Source organism: Burkholderia sp. R-40 (assembly GCF_049942845.1).
Lineage (GTDB): Bacteria > Pseudomonadota > Gammaproteobacteria > Burkholderiales > Burkholderiaceae > Burkholderia > Burkholderia ambifaria.
This window is the reverse complement of the sequence record NZ_CP187967.1, coordinates 1,812,276-1,836,314: the sequence shown is the minus strand read 5'-3', so window position 1 is coordinate 1,836,314 and position 24,039 is coordinate 1,812,276. Positions and strand designations below refer to the sequence as shown.

The 24,039-nt window shown below is 70.8% G+C and carries 20 protein-coding genes and 1 riboswitch; of the genes, 8 read left to right on the top strand and 12 right to left on the bottom strand.

Annotated elements, in window-relative coordinates; all coding sequences use genetic code 11:
• Positions 1-32: 32 nt before the first annotated feature.
• The 7 genes from ACP26O_RS08465 to ACP26O_RS08435 form a co-directional block, all read right to left on the bottom strand.
• Positions 33-1,199, bottom strand: coding sequence for an ABC transporter substrate-binding protein (locus ACP26O_RS08465; protein WP_175665215.1), 1,167 nt, complete (start codon positions 1,197-1,199; stop codon positions 33-35).
• A gap of 285 nt (positions 1,200-1,484) precedes the next feature.
• Entirely contained in the window at positions 1,485-2,069 is a 585-nt protein-coding gene (locus ACP26O_RS08460; protein WP_175665214.1) for an RBBP9/YdeN family alpha/beta hydrolase, read from the bottom strand.
• A 32-nt stretch (positions 2,070-2,101) separates the two neighbouring features.
• The gene (locus ACP26O_RS08455; protein ID WP_175665213.1) at positions 2,102-3,430 is read right to left on the bottom strand and encodes an MFS transporter; all 1,329 of its coding nucleotides are present in this window, start codon (positions 3,428-3,430) and stop codon (positions 2,102-2,104) included.
• A gap of 162 nt (positions 3,431-3,592) precedes the next feature.
• Complete coding sequence (locus tag ACP26O_RS08450; RefSeq protein ID WP_175665212.1) at positions 3,593-4,648, bottom strand: 3-keto-5-aminohexanoate cleavage protein; 1,056 nt, start codon at positions 4,646-4,648, stop codon at positions 3,593-3,595.
• Between the two features lie 116 nt (positions 4,649-4,764).
• Positions 4,765-5,613, bottom strand: coding sequence for a TauD/TfdA dioxygenase family protein (locus ACP26O_RS08445; protein WP_175665211.1), 849 nt, complete (start codon positions 5,611-5,613; stop codon positions 4,765-4,767).
• Between the two features lie 10 nt (positions 5,614-5,623).
• Positions 5,624-6,604, bottom strand: coding sequence for a quinone oxidoreductase family protein (locus ACP26O_RS08440; protein ID WP_175665210.1), 981 nt, complete (start codon positions 6,602-6,604; stop codon positions 5,624-5,626).
• Between the two features lie 33 nt (positions 6,605-6,637).
• The gene (locus ACP26O_RS08435) at positions 6,638-7,579 is read right to left on the bottom strand and encodes a universal stress protein (protein ID WP_426356234.1); all 942 of its coding nucleotides are present in this window, start codon (positions 7,577-7,579) and stop codon (positions 6,638-6,640) included.
• Positions 7,580-7,847: 268 nt separating this feature from the next.
• Between ACP26O_RS08435 and ACP26O_RS08430 the strand changes: the two genes are divergently transcribed.
• From ACP26O_RS08430 to ACP26O_RS08420, 3 genes are all read left to right on the top strand, one after another.
• Positions 7,848-10,541 (top strand): LuxR C-terminal-related transcriptional regulator, encoded by a 2,694-nt coding sequence (locus ACP26O_RS08430; RefSeq protein ID WP_175665208.1) that lies wholly within the window; start codon positions 7,848-7,850, stop codon positions 10,539-10,541.
• Between the two features lie 264 nt (positions 10,542-10,805).
• Positions 10,806-11,930, top strand: coding sequence for a porin (locus tag ACP26O_RS08425; RefSeq protein WP_175665207.1), 1,125 nt, complete (start codon positions 10,806-10,808; stop codon positions 11,928-11,930).
• Positions 11,931-12,137: 207 nt separating this feature from the next.
• Complete coding sequence (locus ACP26O_RS08420) at positions 12,138-12,842, top strand: glutathione S-transferase N-terminal domain-containing protein (RefSeq protein ID WP_175665206.1); 705 nt, start codon at positions 12,138-12,140, stop codon at positions 12,840-12,842.
• A gap of 202 nt (positions 12,843-13,044) precedes the next feature.
• Here the strand turns inward: ACP26O_RS08420 and ACP26O_RS08415 are convergent, their stop codons facing one another.
• The gene (locus ACP26O_RS08415) at positions 13,045-13,578 is read right to left on the bottom strand and encodes a MarR family winged helix-turn-helix transcriptional regulator (protein ID WP_175665205.1); all 534 of its coding nucleotides are present in this window, start codon (positions 13,576-13,578) and stop codon (positions 13,045-13,047) included.
• A gap of 128 nt (positions 13,579-13,706) precedes the next feature.
• On the opposite strand from ACP26O_RS08415, the gene ACP26O_RS08410 reads away from it, so the two are divergent.
• On the top strand, positions 13,707-14,903 hold the full coding sequence (locus ACP26O_RS08410; RefSeq protein WP_175665248.1) for an MFS transporter: 1,197 nt from the start codon (positions 13,707-13,709) through the stop codon (positions 14,901-14,903).
• A gap of 41 nt (positions 14,904-14,944) precedes the next feature.
• Here the strand turns inward: ACP26O_RS08410 and cobM are convergent, their stop codons facing one another.
• The 4 genes from cobM to cbiE are packed head-to-tail and all read right to left on the bottom strand — an operon-like array spanning position 14,945 to position 18,777.
• Positions 14,945-15,673, bottom strand: coding sequence for a precorrin-4 C(11)-methyltransferase (gene cobM, locus ACP26O_RS08405; protein WP_175665204.1), 729 nt, complete (start codon positions 15,671-15,673; stop codon positions 14,945-14,947).
• Positions 15,674-15,716: 43 nt separating this feature from the next.
• A complete protein-coding gene (locus tag ACP26O_RS08400) occupies positions 15,717-16,457 on the bottom strand; it encodes a cobalt-precorrin-6A reductase (RefSeq protein WP_175665203.1) in 741 nt (246 codons plus the stop codon).
• On the bottom strand, positions 16,454-17,542 hold the full coding sequence (locus ACP26O_RS08395) for a cobalt-precorrin-5B (C(1))-methyltransferase (RefSeq protein WP_175665202.1): 1,089 nt from the start codon (positions 17,540-17,542) through the stop codon (positions 16,454-16,456). The genes ACP26O_RS08400 and ACP26O_RS08395 overlap by 4 nt, the downstream gene beginning before the upstream one ends.
• A complete protein-coding gene (gene cbiE / locus ACP26O_RS08390) occupies positions 17,542-18,777 on the bottom strand; it encodes a precorrin-6y C5,15-methyltransferase (decarboxylating) subunit CbiE (RefSeq protein ID WP_175665201.1) in 1,236 nt (411 codons plus the stop codon). The genes ACP26O_RS08395 and cbiE overlap by 1 nt, the downstream gene beginning before the upstream one ends.
• Before the next feature lie 204 nt (positions 18,778-18,981).
• A riboswitch (cobalamin riboswitch) is annotated at positions 18,982-19,173 on the top strand.
• A 68-nt stretch (positions 19,174-19,241) separates the two neighbouring features.
• Here cbiE and cobG point away from each other — a divergent pair.
• Genes cobG through cobJ form a run of 4 tightly spaced genes read left to right on the top strand, consistent with a single transcriptional unit; the run spans position 19,242 to position 23,761 of the window.
• Positions 19,242-20,669 carry a precorrin-3B synthase gene (gene cobG, locus ACP26O_RS08385; RefSeq protein ID WP_244099019.1) on the top strand — a complete coding sequence of 476 codons (1,428 nt, stop codon included), beginning with the start codon at positions 19,242-19,244 and terminating at the stop codon, positions 20,667-20,669.
• The gene (locus ACP26O_RS08380; RefSeq protein ID WP_175665200.1) at positions 20,662-21,288 is read left to right on the top strand and encodes a precorrin-8X methylmutase; all 627 of its coding nucleotides are present in this window, start codon (positions 20,662-20,664) and stop codon (positions 21,286-21,288) included. Before cobG ends, ACP26O_RS08380 begins: the two co-directional genes overlap by 8 nt.
• Complete coding sequence (locus tag ACP26O_RS08375; protein WP_175665199.1) at positions 21,285-22,019, top strand: precorrin-2 C(20)-methyltransferase; 735 nt, start codon at positions 21,285-21,287, stop codon at positions 22,017-22,019. The genes ACP26O_RS08380 and ACP26O_RS08375 overlap by 4 nt, the downstream gene beginning before the upstream one ends.
• Positions 22,016-23,761 (top strand): precorrin-3B C(17)-methyltransferase, encoded by a 1,746-nt coding sequence (gene cobJ / locus ACP26O_RS08370; RefSeq protein WP_175701366.1) that lies wholly within the window; start codon positions 22,016-22,018, stop codon positions 23,759-23,761. The genes ACP26O_RS08375 and cobJ overlap by 4 nt, the downstream gene beginning before the upstream one ends.
• Positions 23,762-24,039: the final 278 nt, after the last annotated feature.

Below are 24,039 nucleotides of genomic sequence, written 5' to 3'. Positions count from 1 at the left end.
CGCGGGCGCCGCAGCGCCCGCGGGTTCATGCGTCATTTCGACTTCTGCGAACCGATCTCGCGGTCCCACTTCTGGAACGCGGCGACCATCGCCTGCGCATTGAGCGGCTGCACGTGCGGACGTTCCGCGAGCAGCTTCGCGTACTCGGGGCGGCCGAACTTCCTGATCACCTCCTGGCTGTGCGCGGGCGCCATCTCGAGCGTCACGCCCTTCACCGCCGGGCCCGGATAGAAGTAGCCGTCGTCGTAGGTCATCGCCTGCTGCGCCGGTTCGAGCAGGAAGTTCATCAGCTTGAACAGCGCGTCGAGCTTCTCCTTCGGCACGCCCTTCGGGATCACCATGTAGTGCGCGTCGTTGACCCACGTCATGTCGTCGAACGCCTGGATCCGGAAGTCGGCCGGCACGATGCCGAGCGCGCGCGGGTTGAGGTCCCAGCCGGTGACGGTCACGGTCATGTCGCGCGTGCCCTCGCCGAGCTCCTTCATCACGGCCGACGTGCCGCCCGGGTAATACGGGATGCAGTCGTTGAGCTGCTTGAGGAACGCCCAGGTCTTGTCCCAGCCGTTGATCGGATCCTGCGGGTTCTTGTCGCCCAGCACGTAAGGCAGCCCCATCAGGAACGTGCGGCCGGGGCCCGAATTCGCCGGGCGCGCGTAGATCAGCTTGTTCGGATGCGCCTTGCACCACGCGAGCAGTTGGGCGGGCGTCTTCGGCGGATCGCTGACTTTCGCCGGGTTGTATTCGAGCAGCGGGCCGGCCGGCATGTACGTGACTTCGAGGCCGAAGCCCTGCGCGACATCCTGCATCTTGCGCGGGCCGGGCGCGTACTTGTCGAGCACGCCGGGAAAGGCGCCCGCGTTGTCGGGCAGCAGCTTCATCCACAGGTTCTGCTCGATGCCGGCGGCGAGCGCGTCGGTGCCCGTCAGCACGAGGTCGATGTCGGAGCGCCCCGCCGCCTGCATCGCCTTGATCTTGCCCGGCAGTTGCGGCGCGGGCGCGTTCGTGAACGTGACGTTCGATACGAGGTTCGGGTTCTTCTCCTTGAACGCCTCGATGGCGCCGCGCGTGAGCTGCAGGTTGCCCGCGACGTCAACGACATTCAGCGAAACGGGGGCCGCGACGGCGGCCGCGGCCGACAGCGTCAGGCCCAGCGCCAGGGTGATCCGGCGAACACGGCGCGCGATCGTAGTGGTGTTCATGTCTCCTCGCTTCGGTCGATGGATGGGACCTTTCTTTCGGGGAATCATGACGGCGTTATACGATGTCGGTCAACAAAAAACCGTGTCGCGCGGGGCGGGAATTTCCCTAACAAAAACCTTCCGTTCGCCAATGTTTGGCTGATCGATCGATTTCGCGGCGCGACGGTGCAACGGCCAAGCCGCGTGTTAGGACGTCGTATATCAATCGATGCTGAAATGGAATCGGTTCACGCGGACGCGCAGGCATGAAATCCTGCGCGCCGTGTTGCGATGCGTTGTGGGTACTCAGGCCGCTCGGGCCGCACGGAGCGCCGCCACCTCCCCGATCAACCGCTCCGCGTCATGCCACACGCCATACCCCGACGCCGGGTTCAAATGCCCGACCTCGCCGAGATCGACGAGCTTGCTGCCCCACCCCGCCGCGAACGCCTCGGCGCGTTCGAAGCGCGCAAGCGGATCGTTGCGGCTCGCGGCCACGATGCTCGGAAACGGCAGCCGCTGCGTTGGCACCGGCGTCCAGCCGTGCGCGTCAATCGCATCGGGCGCCGGATAGCCTGCGGGCATCGGCGTATCGAGATCGGCCGGCGCGGCAAGCAGCGCGCCGTCGATCGCACGCGTGGCCTGCCGCGCCCAATGCGCGACGATCATCACACCCGCGCTATGCGCGACGAGCATCACGGGGCCGTCGATCGCGGCCAGCGCCGCGTCGAGCGCCGCGACGCGCGCGGCGCGGCTCAGTTTGTCGGCTTCGAGCGGCGCGACGGCGCGCGCGTTCGGCAGGCGGCGTTGCAGATGCGTCTGCCAGTGGTCTTCGACGTGATCGCGCAAGCCGGGCACGATCAGGATGGTGGGCGTGGTCGCCAGGGTCATGCAGCCTCCGGGAGGGTTCGGTTCAGGAAGGTTCACGAAAAACGGGATGCGCGCCGTTCGCGTTCGACGCGCGCGATATCGGCCGAGTAGCTCGCGCGTCCGATCGCGAACAGCACGGCGGCCGCAAGCGGCACGGCGGGAATCCACTGCAGTGCGCCGACGAGACCCGCGCGATCGGCGACCCACCCCGTCAGCAGCGGGCCCGGCGCCATGCCGAGCAGGTTGTTGGCGAGCGTGAGCGTCGCGAACGCCGATGCATGGATCGCGGCCGGCGTCAGGTTCGCGACCATCGCGCCCGACGCGCCGGACGCCCCCGCGCCGACCAGCATGCCCGCGCAGATCAGCGCAAGCTGCAGTGGTCCGGGCGGCAACCGGAACGCGATCGCGAGGCACACGCCCGTCAGCACGCAATACGCGATCGCCGTCAGCCATTTGTGCGCGCCGTCGGCACGCCCGACGCGATCGGTGACGATCCCGCAGCCGACCATCCCGACGCCCGACAGCAGCACGAAGCCGGCCGCGAGCACGGCGGCACGGTCGGGCGCCATCGCGTAATAGCGGTTCAGGTAGCTCGGCAGCCACGCGAACAGCGCGCCGGGCACGAACAGGTGCAGCCCGCTGCCGACATACGCGCAGATCACCGAACGCGACGCGAACAGCCCCGACATCAGCACGCGCACGCTGCCGCGCAGGTCGCGCGGCGCATCGGGATGGGGCCGGCACGGTTCGACGCGGCACGCCGCGAGCCGCCGTTCGGTCACCACGCAGCGATACGCGATCAGCAGCACGATGCCGAGCGCGGCCATCACGCCGAACGACCAGCGCCAGCCGAGATGCGCGCCGACCAGCCCGCCGAGCGCCATCCCGAACACCGAGCCGAATGCGCCGCCGGCCATGAACGCGCCGGTCAGCGTCGCGCGCAGGCGGGCCGGAAAGATGCTGAGGATCAGTGCAACGCCGACGCTGCCGTACGCGGCTTCACCGAGCCCGACGAGGCCGCGCGCGACGAGCATTTCCGCGTAATTGGTGGACAGCGCGCAGCCGAGCGTCGCGACGCTCCACAACGCGGCCATCAGCACGATGCTGCGCACGCGCCCGAAGCGGTCGGCGAGCACCGACAACGGAAACGTCAGCAGCCCGACCAGCAGCGCGACGACGCCGGACAGCGAGCCGAGCTGCGTGTCCGACAGCCCCCACGCGTGCTTGAGCAGCGGAAACACGGCGTTGAGCACCTGCCGCGACATATAGTCCGACAGCAGCAGGCCGACGGTCAGCCCGAACACGAGCCAGGCATAGGCCGGTGCGCGCCGGCCGGTGGCGGCCGCCTCCTGCAGCGACGGCTCGACGTGATGAATCAGCATGCGTGTCTCCTCCGGCACCGGAGCGGTCGTGCTCCGGCGCGGCTTGCGTGGCCCCGCTCCGTTGACCGGAGTCAGCCCCCGCGCCGTGCGCAGGGGTGGGTGCCACGCCACAACGATCGGCGGGCGGCGGCCACCAAGGCCGCTACCCGGATGCGCGGCGCGTCAGGCCGCGCGCAGCGGCACGCTCGCCTGACCGGGCCGGCGGTTCGGCGCCATCCCGAGTTGCGCGAGCGTCTCGTCGACGCCGTCGTACTGCACGCCGATCCTGTAGATCGCCTTCGCTTCCTTGCCGGTCGCGATGTCGCGGCCGAGTTCGTGCGCGATCCGCACGCACTGCTCGACCTGCTGCACGGACGTCATCCGGTTGCCCTTCTGGTCGATGATCGTGTCCTCGATCCCGCAGCGCGGATGCAGGCCCAGCGCCATCGCGACCGTGTTGATCGGCAGCACGTTCTTCATCAGCGATTCGAGCGTGATGCACGCGCCGTCCGGGCAGCGCCGCACGAATTCCATGAAGTTGTACGGATTCGGGCCGTCGAAGCCGCCGCCGATGCCGACCCACGTGACGTTCAGCGGGCCGCGATAGACGCCGCGGCGGATGATCCGTTCGAGCGTTTCGAGCGCATGCATGCCGGTGAGCTGGAAATGCGGCTGGATGCCGGCCGCCTGCAGCCGGCGCAGGTGTTCGTCGACCCAGCCGGGGCCGGCCGGCACCGTCATCTCGCGGTACGCGTCCCACAGCGCGGGTTCGTTCAGCGACGTGCCGGCGATGTCCTGACGGTTCATCAGCTCGGTGATGTTCATCTGCACGGTGTTGATCGCGACCGTCACCTGGTCGGGCTTCGGCGTCAGCTCGGCGAGCATGTGGCGCGTGTCGTCGGACAGCCATTTCGCGTCGGCGCCGTCGCCTTCCGGCGCGAACGAGATCGAGCCGCCCACCTGCAGGATCATGTCGGGCACGGCCTCGCGCAGCCGGCCGAGCAGTTCGTTGAATTTCGACAGCCGCTTGCTGCCCTTCCCGTCGAGTTCGCGCACGTGCATGTGCAGCACCGTCGCGCCCGCGTTGTAGCAGTCGACGGCCTTCTGCACGTGCTCGTCCATCGTCACCGGAATGTCTTCCGGAAAATCGGCGGGCATCCATTCGGGGCCGTACGGCGCGACCGTGATGACTACCTTGTCCTGGTTTTCCGGGTGCAGCGAATCGTCGAAAAATTGCATGTCGTCCTCCAGTGGAAATCGTTGTGTTCGGGCGTACGGGCGTGCGTATCCCGTCGCGCCGGGCGGCGAACCCGGCGCGTTGTATCGGTCGTGGATCGGTTACGGTGCGCGCGTGCTCAGAACGGCACGTCGCCAACAATGCCCGCGCGCTCCATCCGCCGCACGCACGGCGGGTAGTCCATCACCGCGTAATGCTGGGTGGCGCGGTTGTCCCAGATCGCGACGCTGTTCTTCTTCCAGCGCCAGCGCACCTGGTATTCGGGGATCATCGCCTGGCCGATCAGGTAGTGCAGCAGCTGGCCTGCGCCGGGGTTCGCGTCCTGCCCGACGCGCACGCGCGCGGGGGTGTGGAAGTTGGTGAAATGCGTGGTGAACGCATTTACGTACAGCACCTTCTCGCCCGTTTCGGGATGCGTGCGCACGACCGGATGCTCGGCATCCGGATACTGCGCCTTCAATGCGAGGCGCTTGTCGATCGGCATCGCCGCGCCGAAGCTCGCCTCGATGCTGTGGCGCGCGCGCAGGTCCGCGATCTGCTGCTTTACGTGGTCCGGCAGGTTCTCGTACGCGAGCACCATGTTCGCCCACATCGTGTCGCCGCCAACCGGCGGACCGTCGATGCAGCGCAGCACACAGCCGAACGGCGGCGCCACGCGCCAGCTCGCATCGCTGTGCCACGCATTCTCGTAGCGGTCGTTCGGCTGGTCGGGCGACTTGTAGATCCGCACGAGCCCCGGGTGCTCCGGATCGCTGCCAGCGACCGGATGATCCTCGAGTTCGCCGAAGCGGCGCGCGAACGCGACATGCTCGGCACGCGTGATGTCCTGGTCGCGCAGGAACAGCACGCGATGGCGCAGCAACTGCGTGCGGATCTCGGCGAACAGGCCGTCGTCGTGCACGGCGTCGGCAAGGTTCACGCCAAGCAGTTCCGCGCCGATCGCACAGGTCAGGGGTTCGACTCGCATGCGCGTCTCCTCAGACGATGAATACCGACGAGCCGGTCGTCTTGCGCGACTCGAGGTCGCGGTGCGCCTGTGCCGCGTCCTGCAGCGCATAGCGCTGGTTGATTTCGATCCGGATGCGGCCGGCCGCGACATGCGCGAACAGTTCGCCGGCGAGATCGTTCTTCTCGGCCGGATCGGCGATGTAGTCGGCCAGCGCCGGGCGCGTCAGGTACAGCGAGCCCTTCATCGCGAGGCGCTGCGGATCGAACGGCGGGATCGGGCCCGATGCGGTGCCGACGCAGACCATCAGCCCGCGCCGCTTCAGCGAATCAAGCGAGCCTTCGAAGGTGTCCTTGCCGACGCTGTCGAACACGACGTCGACGCCGGCGCCGCCGGTCAGTTCGCGCACGCGTTTCGCGACATCCTCGCGGCTGTAGTCGATCGTGTGGTCGCAGCCGTGCGCGCGGGCGACCGCCGCCTTGCGTTCGCTCGACACGGTGCCGATCACCGTGAGCCCGAGCAGCTTCGCCCATTGCGACACGATCAGCCCGACGCCGCCCGCTGCCGCATGCAGCAGGATCGTGTCGCCCGGCGCGAACGCATGGATGCGGCGCAGCAGGTAGGCCGACGTGAGCCCGCGCATCGTCATCGCCGCCGCCGTTTCGCATCCGATGCCGGCCGGCAGCCTGACGAGGGGTGCGGCCGCGATCAGCCGCTCGGTGCTGTACGCGCCGAGCGTGTTCAGGAAGCCGGTGTAGGTCACGCGGTCGCCCACGGCGACGTTCGTCACGCCGGGCCCGACGGCCTCGACCACGCCGGCCGCCTCGACGCCGATGCCGGCCGGCAGCGCAACCGGATACAGGCCGCTGCGGAAATACGTGTCGGCGAAGTTCAGGCCGACCGCCTCGTGCCGCAGGCGCACCTGGCCGGGGCCCGGATCGCCGACGTCGACTTCTTCCCAGCGCAGCACGTCGGGGCCGCCGGTTTCGTGGAATCGCACTGCATGTGCCATCTTGTTCTCCGTAGATATTCAGTCGGATGCGCGTCACGCATCGTCGGGTTCGTTCGCGCCCGGTGGCGTCGCACTTGCGCCGCTCACCGGGGGCGCGTCCAGTTCGGTCCAGTCGGCGTCGACCAGATAGCGCCGCGCGGCCGGGAAAATCACGCCTTCCATGCGGCCCATCTGCTCGAATGCGCCACGCGCATAGACGGCAAGCGCGGCATCGAACGCGCTCGACCGCAACCCGCCGGCGGCGAGCCGCGCCAGCGCGTCGAGCGCGTGCGCATCGCGGCGCCGCTGGCGATCGAGCTCGTCGAGTTCGGCCGCGGTGCTCTGCGCCCGGATGCGCAATGCCGCGCAGAGACGGGCTTCGGGGCCGGTGCCGAAGCGTGCGTGCTGCAATGCCGCGAGCGATGCCAGTGCGGCCAGCGTGCCTCCCGTGTCGGCCGTCGGGTGCTCGGCAGCGTCGGGGCCTCCGCTTGCCATCATCAGCGCCTCCAACCGCTCGCCGAGTGCACGATGCGCGGCGAGACAGCGGGCCATCACGCGCGCCTCGGCCGGCCCATGCCGCGCCGGGCATACGAGCACCGGCACGTCGCTGGTCGCGAGCAGCGCCCGCCGTTGCGCGGCTGCCGCGGCATCGGCGTCGTGCGGCAGCGCCGCCACGCCGATCAGGTCGCAGCCGAGCGCGCCGGCGAGCGTGGCGGGCGACGTGTCGCCGGCCGCCGGATGGCCGGCCCCCGGATGGCCGGCCCGCGGATGGCCGCCCCCCGCGATCACATGGGACAGGCCCTGCGCCCGCGCGGCGGCTTCCACTTTCGCATCGTGTCGCGGCATCCGCGCTCCGGATAAACGCGAGTCGGGCACGGCGCCCGACAGCACGAACGTGACCCGCGCGCCGACCGCACGCGCCAGCTCGAGCGCATGGCCGATCGCGTCGATGCCGCCGGGCACGCCGTCGACCGTCACGAGCAGATGGCGATACATCGTGCCGCTCCGCTTATCCGGCGCTCGGCACGCTGTGTCGCGCGCCGGTCGATACGATGTTCATGGTCCCTTCCTCGTTGCATGGGTGAGTTGCATTCGTCAGTTGCGTTCGTCACGCTTCGGAACCCATGCTATCGACCGCGCGGCGCCGCGGCCCCACTCGTCGCGGGGGGGATTGACGCGCGAGCGCGGTTCGACCGATCCTTCCCCCCACACCCACCCCGGACGCTGGCCCGCACGGCATCGCCGGAATCCCACTGCTGCCCCGATGGCCCACCCACCCGATCGCGCCGACGCGCCCCCCACCGAACTCGTGCTGAAGACGACCGCGCCGCGCGTGCCGGCGCAGTTGCTCGCGCGTGCGCGGCTGAGCCTCGCCGCGCCGGCGTTCGACGCCCGGCCCGTGATGCTCGTGCAGGCGCCGGCCGGCTACGGCAAGACGTCGCTGCTCGCGCAATGGCGCCGCGAATCACTCGCGCTCGGCCGCGCGGTCGTGTGGCTGTCCGCCGACGAGCGCGACGACGCGCCGCGCCTGCTGCAGGGGCTCGTGCAGGCGGTGCGCACCGGTTGCGCGCGGCCCGGCTTCGGGCGCCTGATCGCGGGCGGCGCGGCGCGCGCGCTGGAGGGGCTCACCGCGTGGCTGGCCGAAGTCGCGCAACTGTCGATCGACGCGCTGTTGATTGTCGACGACGCGGAGCGGTTGCCGCCCGCCGGCCTCGACGCGCTGACCTATGTGCTGCACAACGCGCCGCAGAACCTGCGTGTGATCGTCGCGGGCCGCCGCGGGCTCGATCGCGCGGCCGGCGACCTGCTCGCCGGTGGCCAATGCACGCTCGCGGGCCCCGAATGGCTGCGCTTCACGCTCGACGAGACGATCGCGCTGGTCGGTGCGCGCTTCGCGCAGCGGGTCGACGCCGATGCGTGCGCGCGGCTGTTCGAGCGCGTGGACGGCTGGCCGCTCGGGCTGCAGCTCGCGATGGCCGCGATGGCGCGCTCGGCCGATCCGCGCCAGGCCGTCGACGCGCTCGCCGCGCGCATGGACGGCACCCGCGACCGGCTCGTCGAGCTGCTGCTCGCGAACCTGTCCGCCGACGACACCGCGTTCCTGACGCGCACGAGCATCGCCGACCGCCTGCATCCATCGCTGTGCGCCGCGCTGCTCGACGACGCGGGTGCGCCCGACCGGCTCGCGCGGCTCGCGCGCGATACGCCGCTGTTCATCGCATCGGATGACTCCGACTGGTGCCGGCTGCATCCGCTGGTGCGCGATACGCTGCGCGACCGCCTGGCGACGGGCCCGGCCGCGGCGCGCGGCGCGCTGCATGGACGCGCGGCCGCATGGCTCGATGCGCACGGGATGACGGAGGAAGCCGCACGTCACGCGTATGCGGCCGGCCAGGTCGAGACCGCGTACGCGCTCGCGCAGCGCTGTCTCGAGGATGCGATCAAGCAGGGCCGAATCAACGACGTGCTCGACTGGCTCGCGCTGCTGCCCGATGCGGAACTCGACAAGCGTCCGACGCTGCGGATCGCGGTGGCCTGGGCATTGGCGCTGGGCGAGCGCCATGTGGAGGCGCAGCGCCAGATCGCCGGCATCCTCGCCGACGCCGGCACGCCGGCCGCGATGCGCTACGAATGTGCGCTGATCCTCAGCGCGGCGGCCTATTACGCGGACGAAATCGACCGTTTCGTCGAGCTGTTCGAGCCGTGGGCCGACTTCACGCCGCCCGCGGCGACGTGGCTCGCGCAGATGCATGCGAACCGCCTGTCGGCACGCGCGATCATCGTCGGCGAACCGGCGCAGGCGCGCCGCTACCAGCAGGCCGCGCCGCGCGGCGGCACTGCTGCCGGGTTCGGCTACGTCGCGCGCTGGGGCGAGCTGATCACCGGCCTGAGCTACCTGTGCGAAGGCCAGATCCGGCTCGCCGACGACGCGTTGTCACCGGCACTCGCGCGCGCGGAAGCCGACCTCGGGCGCCGCCATCCGCTGACCTGCATGTTGGCGGCGATGTGCGCGGCGATCGCCTACGAGGCCGATCGCGTCGACCAGGCCGCCGCACTGCTCGCGAACCGGCTCGACGTGCTCGAGCACGCGGGCACACCCGACACCGTGCTGCTCGGCTATCGGACGGCCGCGCGCATCGCGTTGCTGCGCGGCGTCGAGCATCGCGCGATCGACCTGCTCGAGGCACTCGACGCGCTGGGCGTCGCGCGCCGGCTGCCGCGGCTGTCGGTGGCGAGTCTCGCCGAGCAGGTGCGCATTCACGCGGCGCGCTATCGCGAGGCGACCTGTCATGCGCTCGTCGAGCGGATCGATGCGATCGCCGCGGCCGAGTTTCCGTCGCATGGCCCGCTGTGGCGGCGCCCCGTCGTGCTGCTGCAGGCGATCGCGCATGCGGGCGCCGCGCTTGCCGCGCGCCGCTGGGACGATGCGTGCGCGGCGCTCGACGAAGCGGCCGTGCTGGCCCGCGAGATGAGTCTCGGGGGCGCGCGCATCGAGATCATGGCGCTCGGCGCGTTCGCGCTCGAACAGTCGGGGCACGACGGCCGCGCGCGGCTCGACGAGGCGATGAACCTCGCGGACATGTTCGGCCTCACGCGCACACTCGCCGATACGCATCCGGCCGTCGCCGACTGGGCGCGCCGCATCGGCGACGAGGCGATCGAGCGCGACGGTCCGGCAAGGTCCGCGCAACCGCAGCCGCGCATCGTGCCACCCGCGCCGCGCAGCACGGCCAGCCCGCGCGCGGTGCCGAGCGTCGTGCTGACGCCCAAGGAGCGCGCGATTCTCGAGCTGCTCGCGCGCAGCCTGTCGAACAAGGAGATCGCGGTGGCGCTCGCCGTCGGCGAGGAAACCGTGAAGTGGCACCTGAAGAACCTGTTCGGCAAGCTCGACGCCAGCTCGCGCAAGCACGTCGTGCGCCGCGCGCTGGTGCTCGGGTTGCTCGAAAGCGCGCCTTGATCGCTGCGTAGGCCGGCGTTGCCGGCTGTTGCACCCGTTGCGCCTGTTGACGCCGGCATCGGCGCCGCTCCCCTTTCGATTCTCCGCAACCCTGCCCCCCGCGCATGGGGGGGAGCGGCCACGCGCCGTTGCGTAGTCTTTCCGCACGGCTCGAACCGGCGTCGCCTCGCGCGCGTTCCCGCCTGCCTCGATGCTGCCCCGCTTCACTCGCTTCACCCGCCCGGGCTCGATCCCGTGCGGTCCATTACGATCCTGGAGACTTCGATGAAGACGAAACTGGCCGCGCTCGCGGCGCTTGCCGGCTGTTCGGCGCTCGCGCATGCGCAATCCTCCGTCACGCTGTACGGCGTGGTCGACACGGGCCTGCTGTACCAGAGCACGTCGGCCGCTTCGTTCCGCCCGAACGCGCCGAACACCGGCAAGGTGTTCCGGATGAAGGACGGCGGCATCTACTCGAGCTTCTGGGGCATCAAGGGCAGCGAGGACCTCGGCGGCGGCTACAAGGTCAACTTCAAGCTACAGGGTTCGTTCGACAGCGGCACCGGCCGGCTCCAGCTGAGCGACACGCCGGGCGCCGTCGCGATCTTCAACCAGATTGCGTCGCTCGGCGTATCGGGGCCGTTCGGCACGTTCACGGCCGGCCGCCAGATCGTGCCGATGATCTACGCGATGGCCGACACCGACGTGCGCAACGCGCAGTTCTTCGGCAGCGTGCTGACCGCGTGGCTCGGCCTGAACACCGCGGCCGGCTGGCCCGCGACGAGCACCAACGGCGCGATCGGCGCGCTGTACGACAGCAATGCGCTCGTGTATCAGTCGCCGACGTTCGCGGGCGTGTCGCTCGCGCTCGAATACGCACCCGGCGGCGTCGCCGGACAGTTTCAGGGCGGCACGCGCGAATCGGTCGTGCTCCGGTATTCGAACTACGGGCTCAATGCATCGGCCGTCTACTACAACGGCCACGACACGAATCCGGCACCGGGTGTCGCGCCGACCGGCGTCGACAACAACCGCTTCGTCTACGTCGGCGCGAAATACACGATCCGCGATTTCTCGATGTCGGCGTCGTACGGCAACGGCCGGAATCCCGCGCATGCGGACCGCGTAAACCTCGACATGCTGTCGGCCGGGGTCGGCTATCGCTTCACGCCCGCGCTGCAGGTCGCCTCCGCCGTGTACTACCTGAAGGACCGCAACCGCGCCGCGAACCGGTCGACGGCCGTCGTGCTCACGGCCGACTACAGCCTGTCGAAGCGGACGATGGTCTACGCACAGGCCGGCCACGTGAACAACCGCGGCACGATGGACCAGATGCTGGTGTACGGGCAGCCGGTCGCGCCCGGGGTCGGCACGACGGCCGCGATGGTCGGGTTGCGGCACAACTTCTGACGACGAAGTGACATGCGGCGGCGCTCGCGCGCGACGCGCGGCGGCCGTCTGCAACGATCGCGGGGATCGGCTACAGTGGGCGTTTTCGGCGCGGCCCGCCCGCCTGCCGATGCGCTCGTCCCGCCCCAGCCGCCGTGCCGGGGGCGCTCAGCGACGCACGGCCGGCCCGGCGGATCGCGGAACCTCCACGTTGACGAGCGAATCTCCATGCCCGACCTGTCCGCCTTCCCGATCACGAAAAAATGGCCGGCCCAGCATCCCGACCGTCTCCAGCTGTACTCGCTGTCGACGCCCAACGGCGTCAAGGTGTCGATCATGCTCGAGGAGACCGGCCTGCCGTACGAGCCGCACCTCGTGAGCTTCGACACGGACGACCAGATGTCGCCCGAATTCCTGTCGCTGAACCCGAACAACAAGATCCCGGCGATCATCGATCCGAACGGCCCCGACGGCCGGCCGCTGCCGCTGTTCGAATCGGGCGCGATCCTGATCTATCTCGCCGACAAGACGGGCCAGTTGATCCCGAAAGATGCCGCGGGCCGCTACGAGACGATCCAGTGGGTGATGTTCCAGATGGGCGGCATCGGCCCGATGTTCGGCCAGGTCGGCTTCTTCCACAAGTTCGCCGGCCGCGACTACGAGGACAAGCGTCCGCGCGACCGCTACGCCGCCGAGTCGAAGCGCCTGCTCGCCGTGCTCGACGCGCATCTCGCGAACCGCAAGTGGATGATGGGCGATACGTACACGATCGCCGATATCTCGATCTTCCCGTGGGTGCGCAACCTGGTCGGGTTCTACGAAGCGGGCGATCTCGTCGGCTTCAGTGAATTCCGCAACGTCAAGCGCGTGCTCGACGCGTTCGTCGCGCGTCCGGCCGTCGCGCGCGGGCTCACTATTCCGGCACGCGGCTGATTCGCGGCAGCGGGCGCGCCGTGTGCGGCCCGCTGCGTGATTGGCTCGACGCCTGTCCGGCCCGCCGCCTTGCGCGGCGGGCGGTTTGCTGGTTACCGTTCTGCTTTCCTGCTTTCCTGCTTTCCTGCTTTCCTGCTTTCCTGCTTTCCTGCTTTCCTGCTTTCCTGCGTTTCTGCTTTCCGCGCGTCGCGTTCAGCGTGACTCAGCGTGACGATCCGCGCCGCTGTTTTTCGGCCGGCGTCGGCTTCCCTTCTTCCAATCCCGCCAGCAGCTTTTCCAGCAGCGCCGACAACTGCGCCTGCTCCGCCTGCGACAGCGCGGCCAGCATCGCGCGCTGATTATCGACGTGCGCGACCACCGCCTCGTCGATCAGCGCGCGGCCCGCGTCCGTCAGCGCGACGAGCGTGCCGCGGCCGTCGGCCGGATTCGGCCGGCGCTCGACCCAGCCGGCCTTGTGCAGCCGGTCGATTCGTGCGGTCATCCCGCCCGACGACATCATCAGCGCGTCGTACAGCGCGGTCGGCGTCAGCGCGAACGGCGCGCCGCTGCGCCGCAGCGTCGCCAGCACGTCGAATTCGCCCGGCTGCATCCCGTAGCGCGCGAACAGCGGATTGAGGCCGTCGCGCGCGATCACGAGCGCGGCCTCCTGCAGCCGTCCCATCACGAGCATCGACGACGCATCCAGATCCGGGCGCTCGACGCGCCATTGCGCGAGCGCATGCGCGGCTCGATCCATTAACCCTCCTCGGCTCACCAGTTATCTTGACGTCGAGATAAATGCCGATTTATCTTGATGTCGAGATACTTTACATGAAAACGCACGACACGCCGACGGCGGTGTCGCGCACCGATATCGAGGACTCCATGAATCGCTGCATTTCCCCCGGCTGGCGGCTTGCCGCCATCGTGCTGGTCGGTTTGAACCTGCGGCCGGCGCTGGCCGCGATCGGTCCGCTGCTCGACATGATCCAGCGCGCGACCGGCATCGGCGACGGCGCGGCGAGCCTGCTGACCACGATCCCGATCCTGCTGATGGGCGTGGGCGCGCTGAGCGCGCGGCGGCTGCAACGCGTGACGGGGATCGCTGGCGGCGTGTGGCTCGGCGTCGCGCTGATCGGGTTCGCCTGCGCGTCGCGCATTGGTGCGCAGCATGCGTGGGTGCTGCTGGCGAGCGCATGCTGCGCGGGCATCGGGATCGCCATGGTGCAGGCGTTGCTGCCGGGGTTCGTGAAGACGCATTTCGCGACGCGGATCGGCGGCGCGATGGGCGTCTATTCGACGTCGATCATGGGCGGCGCGGTGCTCGCGAGCGTCGTCGCGCCGTTCGCCGCGGCCCGCTGGGGCTGGCTCGCCGCGCTCGCGGGCTGGGCGCTGCCGGCCGGCCTTGCAGCGCTCGCGTGGCCGCTGGCCAGTCGTGACGGCGACGCGCCGGCGTCCGGAGCGCTGCCGGCGTCGGCCGCGACATCGATGGCGCATGCGCGACCGTCGCGCTCGCCGCGCGCATGGCGGCTCGCGGTGTTCTTCGGGATCGCGACCGGTGCCTACACGCTCGTGCTGGCGTGGCTGCCGCCGTACTACATGCGGCTCGGCTGGTCGCCGACCGCGGCCGGCGGCCTGCTCGGCGGCGTGACGCTCGCGGAAGTCGTCGCCGGGCTGACGATCTCGGCGACGATCGACCGCCTGCCCGATCGCCGGCCGGCGCTGCATGCGGCGATCGCGTCGCTGCTGGCGGGGCTGCTGGTGATGCTGGCCGCGCCGCAGGCGCTCGCGTTGCCGGCCGCGCTGCTGCTGGGTGCGGGCATCGGCGCGCTGTTTCCGCTGTCGCTGATCGTCACGGTCGATCATGCGGCGACGCCGGCCGATGCCGCATCGTTGACCGGGTTCGTGCAGGGCATCGGCTATCTGGTCGCGGGGCTATTTCCGTTCGCGGCGGGCGTCGTGCGCCAGCATCTCGCGGATCTGTCGCCCGCGTGGGTCGCGATGGCTTGCCTGTGTGTCGTGCTGTTCGCGCTGGCGGCGGGTTTCGCGCCGCAGCTTACGCCGCGCGTCGCGCGTGCGTAGAGCGTGTGCCTCGGCCCGCATCGCGTTTCGCTTACGCGCAATCAGCCGCCGCTCGCATACAGCGTCGAATCCGCGAACCCTTCCGCATCGAGCACGCGCCCGACCAGAATCAGCGCGGTGCGTTCGATCTGCGTGCCCTGCACCTTGCCGACGATGTCGGCCAGCGTGCCGGTCACGCGTTCCTCGTCGGGCCAGCTCGCGCGATAGATCACCGCGACCGGGCAGTCGGGTCCGTAATGCGGCAGCACTTCGTCGACGATCCGCGCGAGATGGCGCACGCCGAGATGGATCGCGAGCGTCGCGCGGTGCGCGGCGAGCGCGCCGAGCGCTTCGCCTTCCGGCATCGTCGTCTTGCCCGCGAAGCGCGTGAGGATCACCGTCTGCGCGATACCGGGCAGCGTCAGCTCGACGCCGAGCGTCGCCGCGCATGCGGCCGTGGCCGTCACGCCCGGCACGATTTCATACGGAATCCCGAGCGCTTTCAGCCGGCGGATCTGTTCGCCGATCGCGCCGTACAGCGACGGATCGCCCGAATGCACGCGCGCGACGTCCTGCCCTTTCGCATGCGCATCGGCGAGCAGCGCGACGATCGCATCGAGGTCGAGCTCGGCGGTATTGACGACCTGCTCCGCGCGATGGCCGTCGAGCACGGCCGGCGGCACGAGCGAGCCCGCATACAGGATCACCGGGCACGTGCGCACGAGGCGCTGGCCCTTCACCGTGATCAGTTCGGGGTCGCCAGGGCCCGCGCCGATGAAATACACCGTCATCCAGAAATCTCCATCCAGTCATTGGGCAACCGGTCGCGCGGCATCACGTGCGCGCGGCCGGGTCGAGCGTATCGAGCGCCTCGAGCAGCGCGGTGGCCGAGTCGAACGCGCGGTCGGCGTCGGGCAGCGGCGGCCGGCGCAGCATCACGACCGGCAGCCGTCGTTCGCGCGCGACGTCGAGCTTGGCCTCGGTCGCGGCGCCGCCGCTGTTCTTGCTGACGACGACGTCGATGTCCGCGAGCGCGAACAGCGCGCGTTCGCCGTCGAGCGTGAACGGCCCGCGCGTCGCGACGATCTGCGCGCGCGCGTTGCCGGGATGCGCATCGAGGCAGCGCACCAGCCAGAACTGGTGTGGCGGGATCTCGTCGAGATGCGCGAGCGGTTCGCGCCCGAGTGTGAACAGCGGCCGCCGGAACGGCGCGAGCGCGGCCTCGATCCCGGCCCAGTCGTCCACGATCCGCCAGTCGTCGCCGGGCCGCGGCGTCCACGGCGCGCGGCGCAGCGCCCACAGCGGCACGCCCGCGTCGCGCGCGGCGGCGGCCGCGTTCGCGCTGATTTGCGCGGCATACGGATGCGTCGCGTCGATCACGAGACCGATGCCGGCGCTGCGCAAGTAGGCGGCAAGCCCCGCCGCTCCGCCGAACCCGCCGACACGCACGTCGCAGCGCAGGTCGTCCGGCACCTTGCCAAGGCCTGCGAGGCTATAGACGTGCCCGGGGCCGAGCGCGCGCGCGATCTTCAGCGCGTCGCCGGTGCCGCCGAGAAGCAGGATGCGTACGCTCATCGCGCAGTTCCGACGAAACGGCCCTGCCGGTCGATCGCGAACATCTCGACGGCCACCGAGGCCGGCACGATGTCGCGCGCGACCCGCAGCGCGTGCGCACAGACGAGGTCGCCGAGCGGCACGCCGTCCGCGAGCGCGAGCTTCAGCGCTTCCTGGCTGGTGTTCGCCGCGCGCATCGCGGCCTGCAGCGCATCGCTTGCACCGGCCTCGGCCGCCCACTGCGCGAGCAGCGGCAGGTCGATGCTCGAATGGCGGCTGTGCAGGTCGAGATGGCCGGCCGCGAGCTTGCTGAGCTTGCCGAAGCCGCCGCACATCGACAGGCGGGAGACCGGCGCGCGGCGCAGATGCTTGAGCACCGCGCCCGCGAAATCGCCCATTTCGATCAGCGCCATGTCGGGCAGGCCGTAGTGCGCGCGCATCGCATCCTCGCTTGTGTTGCCGGTGCACGCGGCGATGTGCGCGATGCCGTTCGCGCGTGCGACGTCGATGCCCTGGTGGATCGACGCGATGTACGCCGAGCACGAGAACGGCCGCACGATGCCGGTCGTGCCGAGGATCGACAGTCCGCCGACGATGCCCAGGCGCGGGTTCATCGTCTTCAGTGAGAGCGCCTCGCCGCCCTCCACGCCGATCGTCACATCGAAGCCGCCTGCGTAACCATATTCGGCCGCAAGCGCGTCGAGGTGCGTGGTCATCATCTGGCGCGGCACCGGATTGATTGCCGGTTCGCCGACCGGCAGCGTGAGCCCCGCGCGCGTGACCGTGCCGACGCCCGGCCCCGCATGAAAACGCACGCCCGGCGCGGCGGACAGTGCGACGCGCGCGAACACCAGCGCACCGTGCGTGACGTCCGGATCGTCGCCGGCGTCCTTGATGGTGCCGGCCTCGGCGCCGTCGGCGGTGGTCCGGCAGAACTCGAGCCGCATCATCACGCGCTGCCCCTTCGGCAACACGATCTCGACCGCATCGTCCGCGTGGCCCGCGAGCAGCAGGCGCGCGGCGGCGAGCGACGTCGCGGTCGCGCAACTGCCGGTCGTATAGCCGAACCGCAGTGGCGCCGGTCGTTCGGGGGTTTCGTCGCGCATCACGCGGGGCCCGTGAATTCCGTTGCCGCGGGATCGGGCTTGCGCCCGTCGTACAGCGTGACCGGCAACGGCTGCCGCCACGTGTCGAAGCGGCCGAGCGGCTCGGCATGCGCGAGCGACACGCGCGTGAGCGTGCCGCCATGGGCGTCGCGCCAGGCCGCGAGCGCCAGTTCGCCCTGCAGCGTGACCGCGTTCGCGACGAGCCGGCCGCCGGGCTTCAGCGCCGACCAGCACGCATCGAGCACGCCGGGTGCGCTCGCGCCGCCGCCGATGAAGATCGCGTCGGGCGCGGCGAGCCCCGCGAGCGCGTCGGGCGCGCGCCCCGCGACGAGTTGCAGCCCCGGCACGCCGAGCGCGTCGCGGTTGTGCTCGATGAAGCGCTGCCGTTCCGCATGCGACTCGATCGCGATCGCCTGGCACGACGGATGCGCGCGCATCCATTCGATGCCGATCGAGCCGCTGCCCGCGCCGACGTCCCACAACAGTTCGCCCGGTGCGGGCGCGAGCCGCCCGAGCGTCAACGCACGCATGTCGCGCTTGGTGAGCTGGCCATCGTGGCGGTACGCGTCGTCGGGCAGGCCGGGCGTGAGTGCGCGGCGCGGCGCATCGGGGCCGGCCCGGCAGTCGAGCGCGATCAGGTTGAGCGCGGCGGTTTCGGCGACGGGCCAGTCTTGCGCGAGGCCGTCGAGACGCCGCTCGAGCGGCCCGCCGAGATGCTCGAACACGCTGATGCGGGTCGGGCCGAAGCCGCGCGCCGTGAGTTCGGCGGCGACCGTGGCCGGCGTGCGGCCGTCGGCGCTCAGCACGAACAGGCGCCGGCCCGGCAGCAGGTGGCGCGCGAGCGTCGCGAGCGGCCGGCCGACGAGCGACACCGCGCCGACGTCCTGCAGCGCCCAGCCGAGCCGTGCGGCCGCCAGCGACAGCGACGACGGGGCGGGCAGCACGCGCCATTCGTCTGGGGATAGCTCGCGCGCGAGCGTGGCGCCGACGCCGAACAGCATCGGGTCGCCGCTTGCCAGCACGCAGACGGGCGCGTCGCGCCGTGCGAGCAGGCCCGACACGTCGAACGGCGACGGCCATGGCTCGCGCGCGGCCCGCAGCCGCGCGGGCAGCATGTCGAGGTGCCGCTTCGCGCCGACGACCCGCGTGGCGTCGAGCAGCGCGCGCCGCGCGCTGCGTCCAAGCCCCGCGTAACCGTCGTCGCCGATGCCCACTACCGTCAGCCACGCCGTCATGCACCCTTCCCCATCGTCCGATTCCATCGAGTCGCCGCACGGCGGCCGTGAAGGCGCCGGTGCGGCCGTCCGCGTTGCGAAAGTCGGCATGGTACCGTGTTCCACCGCGCGTTTCATCTGCGGGACTGCCCGCGCCGGGCCGCGTTTCGCTTCGGTCATGGTGCCCGCTCGACGGTCGCGAAGCGCCGGTGAAATCGGGTATCCTACGGCCGTTCGTTCGCCGGTGCCCTTCGGGGCCGAAGAGGGAACACAGGGCGCGCATCGCGCCGCTGTGGCTGCCCCCGCAACTGTAGACAGCGAGCCGATCTCCCCCCTCATGCCACTGGTTTCACCGGGAAGGCCGGGAGCCGGCGCCGACCTGTCAGCCAGGAGACCTGCCGGCCTGAAAGTGCGTGCGTGCCAGTCGGCGTCGGGCGGGGTGTACCGATGCGTTGGCCGCGGCGCCACACTGCCCCGGTATCCCGTTGAGTTCCGCCCCCGTTTCGATTCCTGCGTTGCCCGTCGTGCGCCCGTCGGCTTGCCCGGGGCTCGTGCGCGTCGTCGCGGCCGCCGACGGCGGGCTGTGCCGGATCAAGCTGCCGGGCGGCCGGCTCGATGCGCGGCAGGCGCGCGCGATCGCCGCCGCGGCGCGCAGCTACGGCTCCGGCGCGATCGACGCGACCAATCGCGCGAATCTCCAGTTGCGCGGCATTCGCGACGGCGCGGCTGATGTGCTGGCCGGTGCCTTGCTCGATGCGGGCCTCGGTCCGCGTGCGAGCGCCGCCGATGCCGCCGATGCCGCCGATGCCGCCGATGCCGCTCAGGATAGGGCCGCGCTCGCCGCGAGCGACGACGTGCGCAATCTGATGCTCAGCCCGCTCGCCGGGCTCGATCCCGCCGCGCTGCTCGACAGCCACGCACTCGCACGGCCGTTGCTCGACATGCTGACGCACGAACCCCGTCGCGGCGAACTGTCGCCGAAATTCTCGATCCAGCTCGACGGCGGCGAATCGGTCGCGGCGCTCGATCATCCGCACGACATCTGGCTTGCCGCGCGGCGCCGCGGCGACGGCGCGCTGCGCATCGCCGCGGGCCTGGCCGGCTGTCCGCCGGTCTCATCCGACGATTCGCCCGCTTCGTTCGACGTGGCGCCCGACCAGGCCGTCGCGCTGGTGCGCGCGTTGCTGCTCGCATTCCTCGATCTTGCGCCGGCCGACGTCACGCGGATGCGCGGGTTGCTCGCGACGGGCGGCGAACGCGCATTGCGCGAGCGCGCGCAGCACTACGCACCCTTCCCGCTCGAGGCCGATCCCGCGCTGGCCGGCTGGCGGCGCATGCCCGCGGATGCCGCGCTGCGTTTCGGCGCGCGGCCGTCGCTCGACGCGGCGCGCTGCAGCGTCGGCGCGCAGTTCGTGCTCGGTCGGCTCGACGCGACGCAACTGGAACGGCTCGCGGCACTCGCTGAAGCCGAAGGCGACGCCACGCTGTCGATGACGCCGTGGCAAGGCGTATTCGTGCACGGCGTGCGGCGCGAACGCGCGCCGGTCGTGCTCGATGCGCTCGCGTCGCTCCGTCTCGTGTGCACGCCGTCCGACCCGCTGGCGGCGCTGGTTGCCTGCACCGGCAGCGCGGGCTGCGCGAAGGCGCGCGCCGATACGAAACACGATGCGCTCGCGCTGGCCGCGCGCGTCGGCCAGCCGGTCGACGTGCACCTGACCGGCTGCGAGCGCCACTGCGCGCTGCCGCATCCCGCGACGTACACGCTCGTCGCGGTTGCGCCCGCCCGCTACGACCTTTACCGGCGCGACGCCGCCGCGGGCCTCGGCGCCCCGCTCGCGCGCCATCTGACGATTGACCAGGCCGCGGCCCGATTGACGGGCGCGGCACAGCCAGGACATACCACCGATGCTTGACTACATTCGCGACGGGCAGGAAATCTACCGCCAGTCGTTCGCGACGATCCGCGCCGAGGCCGACCTGTCGCAGGTTCCGCCCGATCTCGAGAAACTCGCGGTGCGCGTGATCCACGCGTGCGGGATGGTCGATGTCGTCTACGACCTGCGCTTCTCGGCCGGCGCCGGCACCGCGGGCCGAACGGCGCTCGCGGCCGGCGCGCCGATCCTCTGCGACGCGCGGATGGTCGCCGAAGGCATCACGCGCGCGCGGCTGCCGGCCGGCAATCGCGTGATCTGCACGCTCGGTGAACCGGAGGTGCCCGACCTCGCGCGGCATCTCGGCAACACGCGTTCGGCCGCGGCGCTCGAACTGTGGCGCCCGCAGCTGGCCGGCAGCGTCGTCGTGATCGGCAACGCGCCGACCGCGCTGTTCCACCTGCTCGACATGATCGACGCCGGCGCGCCGCGCCCCGCGCTGATCCTCGGCTTTCCGGTCGGCTTCATCGGCGCGGCCGAATCGAAGGCGCTGCTCGACGCCGAGAGCCGCGGCGTGCCCTACGTCACGCTGCTCGGCCGGCGCGGCGGCAGCGCGATGGCGGCCGCCGCCGTCAACGCACTCGCGACGGAGGCCGAATGACGGCCCCGCGCGGACGCCTGTTCGGGGTCGGCGTCGGCCCGGGCGATCCTGAACTGATGACGATCAAGGCGCTGCGCGTGCTGCAGGCCGCGCCGGTGGTCGCGTATTTCGTCGCGAAGGGCAAGAAAGGCAATGCGTACGGGATCGTCGAAGCGCACCTGCTCGACGCGCAGACGCAACTGCCGCTCGTCTATCCGGTGACGACCGAGGCGCTGCCGCCGCCGCTCTGCTACGAGACGGTGATCGCCGACTTCTACGACACGGCCGCCGAGATCGTCGCCGCGCATCTCGACGCCGGGCGCGACGTCGCGGTGATCTGCGAGGGCGATCCGTTCTTCTACGGGTCGTACATGTACCTGCACGATCGCCTCGCGGCGCGCTACGACACCGAAGTGATTCCGGGCGTATGCGCGATGCTCGGCGGCACGGCCGTGCTCGGCCAGCCGCTCGTCTATCGCAACCAGAGCCTGTCGGTGCTGTCCGGCGTGCTGCCGGAGGACGAATTGCGCACGCGGCTCGCGCAGGCCGACGCGGCCGTCGTGATGAAGCTCGGCCGCAACTTCGACAAGGTGCGGCGCGTGCTCGACGAACTCGGGCTCGCGAAGCGCGCGCTGTACGTCGAGCGCGCGACGATGGCGGCCCAGCGCATCGTGCCGCTCGACGAAGTCGATCCGATGGCGTCGCCGTATTTCTCGCTGCTCGTCGTGCCGGGGGAAAAATGGCAAGGATGACGACTCCGCCCGCGATCGTGATTCTCGGCGCGGGCGCGCTCGACACCGCGCGGCGTATCCAGGCGCGTTATCCGGGCGCTCGCGTGCATGGGCTCGCGTCGCGCGTCGAGGCCGACGTGCCGTTCGACGAACTCGGCGCGCACCTGCGCGAGCTGTACGCGCGCGGCCTGCCGATCGTCGCGCTGTGCGCGGCCGGCATCGTGATCCGTTGCGTCGCGCCCGCGCTCGCCGACAAGGGTGTCGAGCCGCCGGTGCTCGCGGTCGCGGAAGACGGCTCGGCCGTCGTGCCGCTGCTCGGCGGACTGACGGGCGTGAACCTGATCGCGCGCGAAATCGCCGAATGCCTCGGCGTTGCACCTGCGATCACGACGAGCGGCGAACTGCGCTTCGGCGCGTGCGTGCTCAATCCGCCCGACGGCTATGCGCTCGCCGATCTCCAGCAGGGCAAGCGCTTCGTGTCCGACCTGCTCGCGGGCGCGGCCACGCGCATCGACGGCGCGGCGCCGTGGCTCGACGACGTCGCGCTGCCACGCGACGACGCGGCCGCGCATGCGATCCGCGTGACGCCCGATGCGTGGCGCGGCGCGCGCGACGAACTCGTGATCCATCCGCGCAGCGTGGTGGTCGGCATCGACGCGCGCGGCGTGCAGGCCGACGCATCGCCATCGCTCGCCGAACGCATCGATGCGCTGCTCGATGCACACGGCCTCGCGCGGCTGGCGCTCGCCGCGCTCGTCGCACCGGCGACGTTGCTCGGCGATGCGCGGGTCGAAGCGGCGGCGCACGCGCTGGGCGTGCCGCTGCGCTTCGGCGAAGGCGAAGGCGATGTCGAAGGCAAAGGCAAAGGCAAAGGCGACACCGACACCGATGCCGCCGCACTGCTCGGCCGCACGTTGCGCGTCGCGCACACGCTGCGCGCAACGTCCGACGGCCTCGCCTGCGCGGTCGCGGCACAACCCGTCGATCCCGCCGCGCTCGGCCGCGCGCGCGGCCGCCTGACGGTGCTGGGCCTCGGCCCGGGCGATGCGGCATGGCTCACGCCCGCCGCACGCGACGCGCTCGCGCAAGCGACCGATATCCTCGGCTATACGACCTACGTGACGATGGCCGGCCCGTTCCGCGCGGACCAGCGCGTGCACGGCACCGACAATCGCGAGGAAATGCAGCGTGCGCGCCATGCGTTCGAACTGGCGGCCGAGGGCCGGCGCGTCGCAGTGGTGTCGTCGGGCGATCCGGGTGTGTTCGCGATGGCCGCGGCCGTGCTGGAAGCGCTCGACGAAGCGCGCGACCCGCGCTGGGCCGCGGTCGAGCTGCGTGTCGAACCCGGCGTATCGGCATCGCTCGCGACCGCCGCGCAGGCCGGCGCGCCGCTCGGCCACGATTTCTGCGCGATCTCGCTGTCGGACAACCTGAAGCCGTGGGACGTGATCGAGACGCGCTTGCGGCATGCGGCGCAAGCCGATCTCGTGATGGCGTTCTACAACCCGATCTCGCGCGCGCGGCCGTGGCAGCTCGATCGTGCGCTCGACGTCGTGCGCGCGCACCGCGCGGCCGACACGGTCGTCGTGCTCGGCCGCGATATCGGCCGGCCGGGCGCGACGCTCGCGACGACGACGCTCGGCGCGCTGCGCAGCGACCAGGTGGACATGCGCACGATGGTGATCGTCGGTTCGTCGACGACGCGGCGTTTCGCGATCGGCGACGGCCGCGAGTGGGTGTATACGCCGCGCTGGTATCGCTGAAGGCCGCTGTGCACGGCGCGGCACGTCCGCACACAGCATGCCGGCCGTCGGTGCCAGTGCCGGCGCGACTCATCCATGCACGCATTGGCCGCGCGCCGTGGGCACCGGTCGAGCGTCCGGCGCTTGCGCTTCATCGCACGACCAAGCAGACAAATCGCCCGCTTTACGTTTCGATATTCGCTCGAATCGGCGAGATTGTTAATTGCATGTGATGCAATAATAAAAATAACGTGCAACTGTTCATTGTTAGGAACTAATCCTTCAAGATGTGCATGCCG

Coding starts and splice junctions, on each gene's coding strand:
- ACP26O_RS08465 (WP_175665215.1), bottom strand. CDS start 1,199: ATGAACACCACTACGATCGCGCGCCGTGTTCGCCGGATCACCCTGGCG.
- ACP26O_RS08460 (WP_175665214.1), bottom strand. CDS start 2,069: ATGACCCTGGCGACCACGCCCACCATCCTGATCGTGCCCGGCTTGCGC.
- ACP26O_RS08455 (WP_175665213.1), bottom strand. CDS start 3,430: ATGCTGATTCATCACGTCGAGCCGTCGCTGCAGGAGGCGGCCGCCACC.
- ACP26O_RS08450 (WP_175665212.1), bottom strand. CDS start 4,648: ATGCAATTTTTCGACGATTCGCTGCACCCGGAAAACCAGGACAAGGTA.
- ACP26O_RS08445 (WP_175665211.1), bottom strand. CDS start 5,613: ATGCGAGTCGAACCCCTGACCTGTGCGATCGGCGCGGAACTGCTTGGC.
- ACP26O_RS08440 (WP_175665210.1), bottom strand. CDS start 6,604: ATGGCACATGCAGTGCGATTCCACGAAACCGGCGGCCCCGACGTGCTG.
- ACP26O_RS08435 (WP_426356234.1), bottom strand. CDS start 7,579: ATGTATCGCCATCTGCTCGTGACGGTCGACGGCGTGCCCGGCGGCATC.
- ACP26O_RS08430 (WP_175665208.1), top strand. CDS start 7,848: ATGGCCCACCCACCCGATCGCGCCGACGCGCCCCCCACCGAACTCGTG.
- ACP26O_RS08425 (WP_175665207.1), top strand. CDS start 10,806: ATGAAGACGAAACTGGCCGCGCTCGCGGCGCTTGCCGGCTGTTCGGCG.
- ACP26O_RS08420 (WP_175665206.1), top strand. CDS start 12,138: ATGCCCGACCTGTCCGCCTTCCCGATCACGAAAAAATGGCCGGCCCAG.
- ACP26O_RS08415 (WP_175665205.1), bottom strand. CDS start 13,578: ATGGATCGAGCCGCGCATGCGCTCGCGCAATGGCGCGTCGAGCGCCCG.
- ACP26O_RS08410 (WP_175665248.1), top strand. CDS start 13,707: ATGAATCGCTGCATTTCCCCCGGCTGGCGGCTTGCCGCCATCGTGCTG.
- cobM (WP_175665204.1), bottom strand. CDS start 15,673: ATGACGGTGTATTTCATCGGCGCGGGCCCTGGCGACCCCGAACTGATC.
- ACP26O_RS08400 (WP_175665203.1), bottom strand. CDS start 16,457: ATGAGCGTACGCATCCTGCTTCTCGGCGGCACCGGCGACGCGCTGAAG.
- ACP26O_RS08395 (WP_175665202.1), bottom strand. CDS start 17,542: ATGCGCGACGAAACCCCCGAACGACCGGCGCCACTGCGGTTCGGCTAT.
- cbiE (WP_175665201.1), bottom strand. CDS start 18,777: ATGACGGCGTGGCTGACGGTAGTGGGCATCGGCGACGACGGTTACGCG.
- ACP26O_RS08380 (WP_175665200.1), top strand. CDS start 20,662: ATGCTTGACTACATTCGCGACGGGCAGGAAATCTACCGCCAGTCGTTC.
- ACP26O_RS08375 (WP_175665199.1), top strand. CDS start 21,285: ATGACGGCCCCGCGCGGACGCCTGTTCGGGGTCGGCGTCGGCCCGGGC.
- cobJ (WP_175701366.1), top strand. CDS start 22,016: ATGACGACTCCGCCCGCGATCGTGATTCTCGGCGCGGGCGCGCTCGAC.